General features: G+C 60.3%; 11 protein-coding genes. 7 read left to right on the forward strand and 4 right to left on the reverse strand.

Features of this window, described 5'->3' with window-relative positions:
• The first annotated feature begins 144 nt into the window (after positions 1-144).
• The 5 genes from ACSFE6_RS08570 (at position 145) to ACSFE6_RS08590 (ending at position 6,812) form a co-directional block, all read left to right on the forward strand.
• The gene (locus ACSFE6_RS08570) at positions 145-1,188 is read left to right on the forward strand and encodes an LLM class flavin-dependent oxidoreductase (protein WP_435427194.1); all 1,044 of its coding nucleotides are present in this window, start codon (positions 145-147) and stop codon (positions 1,186-1,188) included.
• Between the two features lie 266 nt (positions 1,189-1,454).
• Complete coding sequence (locus tag ACSFE6_RS08575) at positions 1,455-2,519, forward strand: alpha/beta fold hydrolase (RefSeq protein WP_435427195.1); 1,065 nt, start codon at positions 1,455-1,457, stop codon at positions 2,517-2,519.
• A 282-nt stretch (positions 2,520-2,801) separates the two neighbouring features.
• Positions 2,802-4,208 carry an aldehyde dehydrogenase family protein gene (locus ACSFE6_RS08580; RefSeq protein WP_435427196.1) on the forward strand — a complete coding sequence of 469 codons (1,407 nt, stop codon included), beginning with the start codon at positions 2,802-2,804 and terminating at the stop codon, positions 4,206-4,208.
• A 236-nt stretch (positions 4,209-4,444) separates the two neighbouring features.
• Positions 4,445-5,476 carry an NADPH-dependent aldehyde reductase Ahr gene (ahr, locus tag ACSFE6_RS08585; protein WP_435427197.1) on the forward strand — a complete coding sequence of 344 codons (1,032 nt, stop codon included), beginning with the start codon at positions 4,445-4,447 and terminating at the stop codon, positions 5,474-5,476.
• A gap of 517 nt (positions 5,477-5,993) precedes the next feature.
• Entirely contained in the window at positions 5,994-6,812 is an 819-nt protein-coding gene (locus ACSFE6_RS08590) for an alpha/beta fold hydrolase (protein WP_435427229.1), read from the forward strand.
• Between the two features lie 101 nt (positions 6,813-6,913).
• Here the strand turns inward: ACSFE6_RS08590 and ACSFE6_RS08595 are convergent, their stop codons facing one another.
• From ACSFE6_RS08595 to ACSFE6_RS08605, 3 genes are read right to left on the reverse strand one after another with little or no spacing between them, the layout of a single operon-like run.
• The gene (locus ACSFE6_RS08595; RefSeq protein ID WP_435427230.1) at positions 6,914-7,732 is read right to left on the reverse strand and encodes an alpha/beta fold hydrolase; all 819 of its coding nucleotides are present in this window, start codon (positions 7,730-7,732) and stop codon (positions 6,914-6,916) included.
• A gap of 60 nt (positions 7,733-7,792) precedes the next feature.
• Positions 7,793-8,119: an AzlD domain-containing protein gene (locus tag ACSFE6_RS08600; RefSeq protein WP_435427198.1), complete on the reverse strand. Its 327-nt coding sequence runs from the start codon at positions 8,117-8,119 to the stop codon at positions 7,793-7,795.
• Positions 8,116-8,856 (reverse strand): AzlC family ABC transporter permease, encoded by a 741-nt coding sequence (locus ACSFE6_RS08605; protein ID WP_435427199.1) that lies wholly within the window; start codon positions 8,854-8,856, stop codon positions 8,116-8,118. Before ACSFE6_RS08605 ends, ACSFE6_RS08600 begins: the two co-directional genes overlap by 4 nt.
• Positions 8,857-8,964: 108 nt before the next feature.
• Between ACSFE6_RS08605 and ACSFE6_RS08610 the strand changes: the two genes are divergently transcribed.
• Positions 8,965-9,918, forward strand: a complete 954-nt coding sequence (locus tag ACSFE6_RS08610) for a LysR family transcriptional regulator (protein ID WP_435427200.1) — start codon at positions 8,965-8,967, stop codon at positions 9,916-9,918.
• A gap of 178 nt (positions 9,919-10,096) precedes the next feature.
• Here ACSFE6_RS08610 and ACSFE6_RS08615 read toward each other — a convergent pair whose 3' ends face one another.
• Positions 10,097-10,414, reverse strand: a complete 318-nt coding sequence (locus ACSFE6_RS08615; RefSeq protein ID WP_435427201.1) for a carboxymuconolactone decarboxylase family protein — start codon at positions 10,412-10,414, stop codon at positions 10,097-10,099.
• Positions 10,415-10,727: 313 nt separating this feature from the next.
• Between ACSFE6_RS08615 and ACSFE6_RS08620 the strand changes: the two genes are divergently transcribed.
• Positions 10,728-12,101: a glutamine synthetase family protein gene (locus tag ACSFE6_RS08620; RefSeq protein ID WP_435427202.1), complete on the forward strand. Its 1,374-nt coding sequence runs from the start codon at positions 10,728-10,730 to the stop codon at positions 12,099-12,101.
• Positions 12,102-12,112 lie beyond the last annotated feature (11 nt).

Here is a 12,112-nt window from a genome sequence, read left to right on the forward strand (position 1 = left end):
CCCGCGTTACTCAGTCGTGCATCGCGAGCAGGCTTGCTCCTACAGAAAAGCAAGAAAGTTCGCAGTCATTTCGTATTACGGTATACCAACAATCAACGAGCCCGCACACGACAGGCCGATAACAAAAGATCCGAGGTAAGCGTCATGAAATTTTCCCTGTTCGTACACATGGAACGTTGGGACGAAAGCGTCAGCCACCGTCAGTTGTTCGAAGATTTGACCGAACTGACCCTGATCGCCGAGGCCGGTGGTTTCAGCACCGTCTGGATCGGCGAACACCACGCCATGGAATACACCATTTCACCAAGCCCGATGCCTTTGCTGGCCTACCTGGCCGCCAAGACCACCACCATTCACCTGGGCGCCGGCACCATCATCGCGCCGTTCTGGCATCCGCTGCGGGTGGCCGGCGAATGCGCCCTGCTGGATGTGATCAGCAACGGACGCATGGAAGTCGGCCTGGCGCGCGGCGCTTATCAAGTTGAATTCGATCGCATGGCCGGCGGCATGCCAGCCTCGAGCGGCGGTCAGGCGCTGCGGGAGATGGTTCCAGTGGTGCGTGCGCTGTGGCAAGGCGATTACGCCCATGACGGCGACCTCTGGAAATTCCCGACATCCACCAGCGTGCCCAAACCGATCCAGAAGCCGAACCCGCCAATGTGGATCGCGGCCCGCGACCCCGATTCGCACAACTTCGCCGTGGCCAACGGCTGCAACGTCATGGTTACGCCATTGATGAAGGGCGACGAAGAAGTCCTCGATCTGAAGAACAAATTCCAGACCGCACTGGACAACAACCCGGACGTGCCGCGCCCGCAATTGATGGTGCTGCGTCACACCCACGTCCACACCGCTGACGACGCTGAAGGCTGGAAAGTCGGGGCCAGGGCTATCTCGAAGTTCTACCGCACCTTCGATGCCTGGTTCGGCAACAAGGAAACACCGGTCAACGGTTTCCTGGCACCGAGCCCGGAAGAAAAGTTCGCCGCTCGCCCCGAGTTCGAGCTCGAAAGCCTGCACAAGACCGCCATGATCGGCACCCCGGAAGAAATCATTCCACGCATCAAGTACTACCAGGAACTGGGTGTTGATGAATTCAGCTTCTGGTGCGACAACAGCCTGCCCCACGCAGAGAAGAAAAAATCCCTGGAGCTGTTCATCAAGCATGTAGTGCCAGCGTTCCGCTGAATGCACTTCCCCCTGTGGGAGCGAGCCTGCTCGCGATAGCGGTGTGTCATTCAGCATAAATGCTGGCTGATCCGGCCCTTTCGCGAGCAGGCTCGCTCCCACAAACAGCGGCACCTTCCTGCCTTGTATCGAAATGTATCTACACTTCCCCGCGATACAAAACGCTTCACCCGCCTTCTTTTCTGAAATAGCCCGGATACCTCCCTGCACTTAAATGTGAACCACGGCCTCCCCCGCCTGGCCTTCACTTAAAAAGGAGCTCCACCATGAAAGTGCATTTGTTGAACAAACACGCCGACAAAAATCGCCGCCATCTGGTGGGTTCCACTGTTCTTGCTTTGACGTTGGCTGTTCTGGGCACCGTCAACGCCCAGGCGAATACCACCGCCAGCGCAGCACCTGCACCGGTCAGTGCGCCAACCACCGCCGATACGCCATTCGGCCCGCTGAAATATGTCAATGCCGGTTTGCTGAGCGTGGCCTATGCCGAAACCGGCCCGGCCGATGGCCCGGTGGTCATCCTGCTGCACGGCTGGCCCTACGACATTCACAGTTATGACGAAGTCGCGCCCCTGCTCGCAGCGAAAGGCTATCGAGTGCTGATGCCCTATGCACGGGGTTATGGCGATACACACTTCCGGTCCGACAAAACCCTGCGCAATGGCCAGCCCGCGGCGTTGGCCAGTGATGTCATCGACTTCATGGACGCCCTGAACATCAAACAAGCGGTGCTCGGTGGCTACGATTGGGGCGCGCGTTCGGCGGATATCGTCTCGGCGCTGTGGCCTGAGCGAGTCAAGGCGCTGGTCTCGGTCAGCGGTTATTTGATCGGCAACCAGGCTGCCGGCAAGAACCCGCTGCCGCCCAAGGCCGAACTGCAGTGGTGGTACCAGTTCTACTTCGCGACCGATCGTGGTCGCGAGGGTTACCAGAAAAACACCCACGATTTTGCCAAGTTGATCTGGCAGCTGGCTTCGCCGCAATGGGCGTTCGATGACGCGACCTACGACCGCAGCGCCGCCGCCCTGAACAACGCGGATCACGTCGACATCACCGTCTTCAACTACCGCTGGCGCCTGGGCCTGGTCCAGGGTGAAAGCAAATATGACGCCCTGGAGCAGAAACTGGCCAAGGCACCGTCCATCAGCGTGCCGACCATCACCCTGGAAGGCGACGCCAACGGCGCACCGCACCCGAAAGCCGAAGACTATCGCCAACGCTTCACTGGCAAATATGAATACCGGCTGATCACCGGCGGCATCGGCCACAACCTGCCACAGGAAGATCCGCAAGCCTTTGCCAAGGCCATCGTCGACGCCGATCATCTTTGAGGCTCACGGTTCCCGGTGTCGTCACTGGTGACGCCGGGAGATATTCTCGAAAAATGAACAAAAGCTTCTGAATTATTCAGTTTTCCAAAAGCTTATCCACGACTACCTTGGCGCCATGTCTGGCAAGCACTTGGGCAGATCAAATGATCGCAGCCTTCGACAGCTCCTACACTTTGCCTGTGCAAACCCGATCCTGTAGGAGCTGCCGAAGGCTGCGATCTTGACTGCCGCCAAGGCTCGCTAAAACGGCAACCTGTCAATGTACGTTTCGAGGTAAGTCCCATGCCTGAACAAACCCTGGCTGTGCACGCGCCCTACACCGGCGCGGTCATCGGTCATGTGCCCCTCTCCACCGAGGCCGATGTCGAGAAGGCGCTGAGTGTTGCCCACGACCTGTTCCGCGATCGCAGCCAGTGGTTGTCGAAACCGCGTCGCATCGAAATCCTGCACCGTGCCGCCGAGCTGATCGGTGAGCGCAAGGTCGAGATTGCCACTCAAGCAGCCAGCGAAGGCGGCAAGCCGCTCAAGGACTCGATTGCCGAGGTCGAGCGCGGCATCGACGGCATCCTCAACAGCATCGAAGTGTTGCGCTCCGAAGGCGGCCATGTGATCCCCATGGGCCTGAACGCGGCCTCGGCCAACCGTGTGGCGTTCACTCAACACGAGCCAATTGGCGTGGTCGCGGCGGTCTCGGCATTCAACCATCCGTTCAACCTGATCGTGCACCAAGTAATACCGGCCATCGCCGTCGGGGCACCGGTGATCGTCAAACCGGCGGCCAACACGCCGCTCAGTTGCCAGACACTGGTCGACATCCTGACCGAGGCCGGCCTGCCCGAGGGTTGGGCGCAGATGGTGCTGCCGACCGACAATACGATTACCGGCAAACTGGTGTCCGACCCACGGGTGGGTTTCTTCAGTTTCATCGGCTCGGCGGCAGTGGGCTGGATGCTGCGCTCGACCCTGGCACCGGGCACCCGTTGCGCGCTGGAGCACGGCGGCGCAGCACCGGTGGTGCTGGCGGCGGACGCCGACCTTGATGACGCCCTGCCGCGCATTGCCCGTGGCGGCTTCTTCCACGCCGGGCAGGTCTGCGTCAGCGTGCAACGGGTGTTCTGTCACAGCAGCATCGCCGAACAGGTCGCCGAACGCCTGGGCCAACTGGGCGACGCCATGGTGGTGGGTGACCCGACCGATCCACGTACCGATGTCGGCCCGTTGATCACTGAGCGTGAAACGAACCGCGTAGGCCAGTGGGTCAATGAAGCGGTCGCCAGTGGCGCCCGCCTCATCTCGGGCGGCCGCACATTGGGCAACAACTGCTATGCACCTACCGTCCTGCTGAACCCGGCCATCAATTCCAACGTGATGCAAAAGGAAGTGTTCGGCCCGGTGATCGCGGTGTATGCCTACGACGATCTGGCAGAGGCCATCGAACTGGCCAACGCCCTGCCCTATGCCTTCCAGGCGGCGGTGTTCACCCAGAATCTGGACACCGCCATGCAGTGCTACCAGGACCTGAACGCCACGGCGGTGATGATCAATGAAAGCACCACCTTCCGCGTCGACTGGATGCCGTTCGCCGGGGCGAGCCTGTCCGGGCATGGCGTGGGCGGGATTCCACACACCATGAAGGACATGCAGATCGAGAAAATGATGGTCTGGCGTTCGCGGGCGGTGCGCGGCTAGCAAGGGACTCCACTAGACCTGCGGGAGCGAGCCTGCTCGCGAAGGCGGTATGTCAGTCACATTGATGTCGGCTGATAGATCGCTTTCGTCGGAACGCCGCCCGCAGCCGGCTCGCTCCCACAAAAAATGCGCGCTCCAGCGGAACATGGCGCCGGGAAAGGGACCCGCTACACTTTCCTCTCTTCGTCACGGCCCCGTGCCGGCGCCCCCTTGTTTCCTGATCTGGAGTGCCCACCATGAGCGACAGCAGCGAACTCAAGACTTTCACCGGTTGGGCCGCGACGGCGGCCGGCGCTCCGCTGGAGCGCTATAGCTACGACCCCGGTCCTTTGGATGATGAGGACGTGGAAGTCACCGTGGAGTATTGCGGCGTTTGCCATTCCGATCAGTCGTTGATCGATAACGACTGGGGCATCAGCCAGTACCCGTTCATTCCGGGCCACGAAGTGGTCGGCCGCATCGTGCGGGCGGGTGCGCAGGTACGTGGCCTTCAAGTGGGACAACGGGTGGGCATCGGTTGGTACAAGGGCAGTTGCATGCACTGCTCGTCCTGTATCGAAGGTTCACACAACCTGTGTCGCACAGCCCAGCCGACCATCATCGGCAGCCACGGCGGCTTCGCCGACCGCCTGCGCTCGCACTGGGCCTGGGCCCTGCCGATCCCCGAAGCGCTCGACCCCGCGTTGGCCGGTCCCTTGTTTTGCGCAGGTTCCACGGTGTTCAACCCGCTGCTGGAATTCGGCATCAAGCCCACTGACCGGGTCGGTGTGGTAGGCATCGGTGGCCTCGGTCATCTGGCCCTGCGCTTTCTCAACGCCTGGGGTTGCGAAGTCACCGCCTTCACCTCATCCCTGAGCAAACAGGACGAAGCCAAGCGTCTGGGTGCCCATAAAGTCGTCGCATCCACCGACAGCGAAGCACTGAAATCCATTGGCGGTTCACTGGATTTTCTATTGGTCACCGCCAGCGCCAACCTGGACTGGACCGCCATGCTCGCCACCTTGCGCGGCAAGGGTCGCCTGCATTTCGTCGGCATCGTCCCCAGCGCGATTCCTGTGCATGTGTTCGACCTGATCCCGCAACAGAAGACCCTGTCCGCCTCACCGGTGGGCTCGCCCGCCAATACCGCGACTATGCTCGAATTCTGCGCGCGGCATCAAATCGTGCCGCAAGTCGAGATGTTTCCCATGAGCCGGATCAACGAGGCCATCGATCATCTGCGCAGCGGCAAGGCGCGGTATCGCGTGGTGCTGGATGCCAGTCAATGACAGCCGTACCCGTTTTCTGTGGGAGCTGGCTTGCCAGCGAAGTCGGCCTTACAACCAACCAATTACTCACAGGTATGTCCTTGATCTAATTGTGGGAGCGAGCCTGCTCGCGAAGAGGTAGTGCCAGCCGACATCAATGTTGTCTGACACACCGCTTTCGCGAGCAGGCTCGCTCCCACAACGGTTCTCTGTCTCATGTCTATACCAAAGCGTTAATGGCAGACACCCATGTCTGGTGTTCAGTGCCCTGCTTTGCCCCTAAATTCACCTTGGCCAAGGGATCGGTGCCGATGCCGGACTGACTGCCCTGGAGCGCGCAAAGCGCTACCCACAGAACGCACATGAGTAATGAAAAATGACTGATGAGACTAGCGGAACCACCCGTCGTGCCTTGATGACCAGCGGTGCCATGGTCGCCGCTGCCCTGGCCGTGACGGTCCCTGCGCTGGCAGCACAGCAGGCACCGGCAGCAACGCCTGCGGTTGGCAAAACCAATGGTAAAGGCAAAGGCTCGGGAATGATCACAGTCAAGGACGGCACGAAAATCTTCTACAAGGATTGGGGCACCGGACAGCCAATCGTATTCCACCACGGCTGGCCGCTGTCCAGCGACGACTGGGATACGCAAATGCTGTTTTTCCTCAGCAAGGGTTTCCGTGTCATCGCCCATGACCGCCGTGGCCACGGTCGCTCGACCCAGACCGATGTCGGCAACGAAATGGACACCTACGCCGCCGACGTTGCCGAGCTGATGGCGTACCTCGACATCAAAAATGCCGTGCACATCGGGCACTCCACCGGCGGTGGTGAAGTGGCTCGCTATGTGGCGCGACATGGCCGTGGTCGCGTGGCCAAGGCGGTGCTGATCGGCGCCGTGCCGCCGATCATGCTGCGCACCGCAAACAATCCGGGCGGCCTGCCCCTGGACGTGTTTGATGGTCTGCGCAAAGCTGTGGCCGACAATCGCGCCCAGTTTTACCGTGACTTTCCCACTGGCCCGTTCTATGGCTTCAATCGCCCGGGGGCGAAAGTCTCCGAAGCGGTGATCGACAACTGGTGGCGCCAGGGTATGAACGGCGGGGTCAAGGCGCAGTACGACTGCATCAAGGCCTTCTCGGAAACCGACTTCACCGATGACCTGAAGCACATCGACGTACCGACCCTGGTGCTGCATGGCGAGGACGACCAGATCGTGCCTATCGCCGACTCGGCGCACCTGGCAATCAAGCTGCTCAAGCACGGCACGCTGAAAACCTACCCAGGCCTGCCCCACGGCATGTGCACCACCAATGCCGAGGTCATCAACCGGGACCTTCTGGCATTCATCAAGGGCTGACCTTGACTCGTTGAAGCACAGAGGCTGATGACGGACATTGTAGGAGCTCGCTCGCGATGGACTCGAGAACGCCGCGCTCAGTCAGGATACCCGCGTATTCGTTAACGACCATCGCGAGCTAGCTCGCTCCTACAGAAGCCGTTGACAGCCTCCAAGACAATGTCCGGCGCCTCTCGGTGAGGGACATGATGACAACCCTCCACGATCAGGTAGTCGCTGGCCGCCGTCGACAACCGGGCATAACGCATCGGATGCAGCGTTGAGCCGTATTCATCGAATTGCCCGTGAATGGCAAGCAAGGGGCAATGAATGGCGTCGACGGTGCTTTCGATTGTCCAGTCCTTGAACGCCGGGGAAAGCCAGGTACGGGTCCACGCGGTGAACACCCAAGGGGCTTTGTCGCCGTGATACTTCTCCAGTCGCGCCATCTGTCCCGGCTGTTCGAATTGCACCTCTGCCTCTCGAATGCCTTGCAGCGTCAAATCCTCCACGAAGGCTTGCGCTGAAACCGTGACCAGCGCCGCGCAATTTTGCGCGTACAGGGACGCGCAGGCCGCCGCCATCGCCCCGCCGACGCTATGACCGAAGGCAATGAACCGATCGATCCCAAGTGCTGCCTTCAGATACGCGAAGAAGCACTCGGCCTCATCGCGGATAAAATTCAACGGCATTGACCCGGGATAGGCATCTGACAGACCGAAGCCGAGGCGGTCGTAGGCAATGACCTCATGCCCGGTGGCCTGGCACAACTGTTGGGGAAAATCGCGCCACAGGGCAACGCAACCCAGCGAGTCATGGAAAAGAACGATGGGTGGTTTTTCCGGGTTGCCCGAGCGGTCCTCGGGGAACCAGCGACAACAAAACAGTCGTCCGTGTGGCGTATCAATCCAGCGTGTTTCGGTGTTGATGGACAAATGCATAGCCTCGGTAATGAAAGCATCCCGCTGACGGGATGAGCGATATAGAGTCTGCCACACTCATCACAACCCCAAAAACTTGAGCCCCCATAATACCCCCATGCCCGCCAACAGCGTCAGGACGGTATTGCGCGTGCGCCAGGCCACCCAGGCGGCAATCAGGGCGGCAGGGATCTGCGGGTTGTCGATGACGAATTCACCGTGCCCGTTGGGATACACCACGGCGGGCAAGACAAGGGCCGCCAGGACGCTGGCCGGCACGTACATCAAGGCTCGGCTCAACAGCGGCGGGATCCGCAAGCGGCCATACAGTTCGACAAAGGAAAGACGCAGGGCGAACGTCCCCAGGCCGATCACCAAAAACAGGCCCCACAGTGCCAGGTCGCTCATGAGGCCTCTCCTTCCACATCATTTACCGGCGTCGTAGTCACCGGCCTTTGCCGCAGGCTCTCGATCAACAGCCCCGCCATGACGCCGCCGAGGGAAGCGGTGACCAGTCCGAGGTTGTAAGGCAGATCGACCGCGAACACGGCGAGCAGTCCGCCGACCACTGCGGCGCCCAGGCTCGCGGAACTACGTATGGCAGGAACCAGGAGCGCCAGAAACGACAGTGGTATGGCAAAGGCCAATGACCAGGTCTCAGGGATGCCGGCGCCCAGGTAGACGCCCGCCAGTACCGAGACTTGCCAGGACAGCCACATGGCAAACGCGGTGCCGGCATAGTAGTAGTGGGCGAATGGCCCCAGCTCGCCGGAGGATAATTTGAGCGTGCACAGCGCGTAGGACTGGTCGGAAAGCATGTACGACAGCGGCCACGTCCAACGCCGCGGCAAGTGGTGCAGATGGGGGGCCAGCGATGCGCTGTACATGATGAAGCGCAGGTTGATGACCAGGGCCGTCACCACTATCGCCATCGGCAACACGCCGTTATGCAGCAATTGCAGGGCGACCATCTGCGCGGAGCCGGAATAGAACAACAGCGTCATGCCCATGGTCGTGCCAGGCGACATGCCCAGGTTGATCGCCATGACCCCCGTCAACAGCCCGAACGGAATGACGCCCGGAATCAATGGCATAAGCGCCCGGACACCTTGCATGAACGCTTTCCTGCCGGTCGGGTACGACATTTCATCTCCTTTTTGGCCAATGGTCCGAGGCATCGTGCGGTACAGTGTGGACGAGGAAACCGACCGGCAGAACCGACTTTTTTTACGAGAAAACAGGTAGTTTTTGTTATGGCTAAAAGCTTGCGGCCTGATCAGGCCCTGATCGCAATGCCGTCGTTCAAGGCCATGAGGTCGTTTGTGGCAGCGGCCAGGTATCGGAATTTTACCCGCGCCGCCGAAGCCTTGTGCGTGACCCAGGCGGCGATCAGTCGTCAGATCCGTGAACTGGAAACCCATTTGGGCACGGAGTTGTTCATGCGCAGCGGACGGGAGATCCGGCTGACAGCAGCGGGAACCGCGCTGTTCGATGCGGCACAGTTGTCACTGTTCAACATCTTTCAGGCGACCGAGAGGATTCGCCGGGAGAAAATCGACAAGCACGCGCTGACACTGTGCTGCTCGCCCGCCTTATCGGCCGTCTGGCTTTCCCACCGGCTCAAGGATTTCTTCAGCGCCCATCCCGATGTCGACTTGAATGTCATCACCACCCAGCATTTTCAGGGCATGGAGCCTGGGGTAACGCCGGATATCCTGATTACCAAGAGCCTTGACCTGGGTCCCGGTTATCTGCGAATTCCGCTGTTCCATGAAATCGTCTATCCCGTGTGCACGCCTCGTTATCTCGAGGCCCATCCTGAACTGAGTACCCTGCAAGGGCTGCGAAACGGCGTACTGCTGGACTTGAACCCTTATGGCCGTTCCCAACTGGCAGAACAGGTCGACTGGAACGTGTGGTTCGCTTTCCAGTCCCACGACCTGCACCTCCCGCCCCCGCAGAGCCCGCAGTATTTCAGCAGCAACGACTACGGCCTTCTCGTGCAAATGGCGCTGGATGATCAAGGGGTCGCATTGGGCTGGGATCATCTGGTGCGACATCACATACAACAGGGCCGCCTGGTGCGTCCCGTGACGCAAGAGCTGCCGTTCAAGGAGGCGGTTCAGTACCTGATGATCAACGAGAAGAAGGCGGACGACCCGGCGTGTCAGCGTCTGCGGGATTGGCTGATCGAGCAGTTCAAGTAGGACTCTGCCCAATGACAGATCACTCTGAGGCTGCTGCCCTGTTGTAGGAGCGAGCCTGCTCGCGAAAAACGCCTGGTTTACGCGTTCATTCAGGCAGCACGCGTCATCGTTGGCGTCCATCGCGAGCAGGCTCGCTCCTACAGGGAATCGGTAGCATCCGTAAAAATCCGGTCGGCTGTCATTCCCCCATCACATCCTCAGCCCAACTGATCGCCGCCACGACCGTCGGGAAACCAATGGTGCTGGTCAGCGAAATCAGTGTGTGGCGGATCTGCTCCGCCGTGGCGCCCGCCTCCCGTGCCCGCCGGGTGTGGCTGTGCACGGCACCTTCGGAGCGAATGGCCGCGGCGGCGCCGAGCTGGATCAGCTGGACCGTTTTCTCGTCCAGCGGCCCGGCGTGACGCACGGCCTTCCCCAGAGCCTCCACGGCGTCCAGATAATTCGGGTATTGCCGTTTGAGGTGTTCGTAGGATTTGTGCTCTTTCTTCTTCGTCATGTTCAGTTCTCCGCACGCGTGTCAACGCATTCCAGTGTAGGAGCCAGCTTGCTCGCGATGGAGGTCAACGATAACGCGTTCCATCTGAATGAGCGCATGGCCCGGACGTTCTTCGCGAGCAGGCTCGCTCCCACGGGAAATTGGGGGTATCGGGGAAGTTCTCAGCAAAAACTTGCGAAAAGCGACAGTAGGCTAAGCTATCTTCAGCTAGTTGCTCACGATGCTCGCGTCTGCAGGTTTCGGGTTGTTCTGGAGAGCGTCTGCAATAGCTATTTCAGACAGGCCCCAAACAATTTGCGCAGGACTTGCCGTGATGACCGAGCCTTTCCTCAGTTTTGACGAACTCAAGCGCGCCGCCGCCTCTGGCGAAATCGACACCGTTCTGGTGTGCATGGTCGACATGCAGGGACGGCTGGTCGGCAAGCGTTTCCAGGTCGAGTTTTTCATCGACAGCGGTCATGAAGAAACCCATTGCTGCAATTACCTGCTCGCCGACGACATCGACATGGAGCCGGTGCCGGGCTATGCCGCTGCCAGCTGGAGCAAGGGTTACGGCGACTTTGTACTCAAGCCCGACATGCGCACCCTGCGCCGGGTGCCGTGGCTTGAGTGCACGGCCCTGGTGCTGTGCGATGTGCTCGATCATCACCATCGCCAGGATTTGCCGCACAGCCCGCGGGCGATCCTGAAAAAACAGGTCGAGCGCCTGCGCGAGCGCGGCTACACCGGCATGTTCGCCTCGGAACTGGAGTTCTACCTGTTCGACGAGAGCTACGAGTCCATCCACAAACGCAACTACTACAAGCCGAAAACCGCCGGCCACTACATCGAGGATTACAACATCCTGCAGACCACCCGCGAAGAGCCGGTGCTGCGAGCGATCCGCAAGCACCTGCAGGCGTGCGGGATTCCGGTGGAAAATTCCAAGGGTGAATGGGGGCCGGGCCAGGAAGAAATCAACATCCGCTATGCCGACGCCATGACCATGGCCGACCACCACGTCATCATCAAGCACGCCTGCAAGGAGATCGCGCAGCTCCAGGGCAAGGCGATCACCTTCATGGCCAAGTGGCGCTACGACGCCGCCGGGTCCAGCAGCCACATTCACAATTCCCTGTGGGACAAGAACGCGAAGAAACCGCTGTTCTTCGACGCCAAGGCCGAGTTCGGCATGTCGAAACTGATGCGTGCCTGGGTCGCCGGGCAGCTCAAGTACGCCAACGACATCACCTGTTTTCTCGCGCCCTACATCAACTCCTACAAGCGCTTCCAAGCCGGCACCTTCGCGCCGACCCGCGCGGTGTGGAGCCGCGACAACCGCACCGCCGGTTTTCGCTTGTGCGCCGAGGACAGCAAAAGCATTCGCATCGAATGCCGCATTGGGGGGGCCGATCTCAACCCTTATCTGGCCTTCGCTGCGCTAATCGCCGCGGGGCTGGCCGGGATCGACGAAAAACTCAGCCTCGACCCACCCTACGAGGGCGACGCCTACGTCGACGAGCATTTGCCCGAAGTTTCCAAGACCCTGCGTGACGCCAGCGCCGCGCTCAAGGGCTCGACCATGTTGCGCGAAGCGTTCGGTAATGAAGTGATCGATCACTACGTGCACACCGCCGAGTGGGAACAGAAAGAGTACGACCGGCGAATCACCGATTGGGAACTGCAGCGCGGCTTCGAGCGCTATTGAAAAACCACGGT

The organism is Pseudomonas baetica, assembly GCF_051216495.1.
GTDB lineage: Bacteria > Pseudomonadota > Gammaproteobacteria > Pseudomonadales > Pseudomonadaceae > Aquipseudomonas > Aquipseudomonas baetica_B.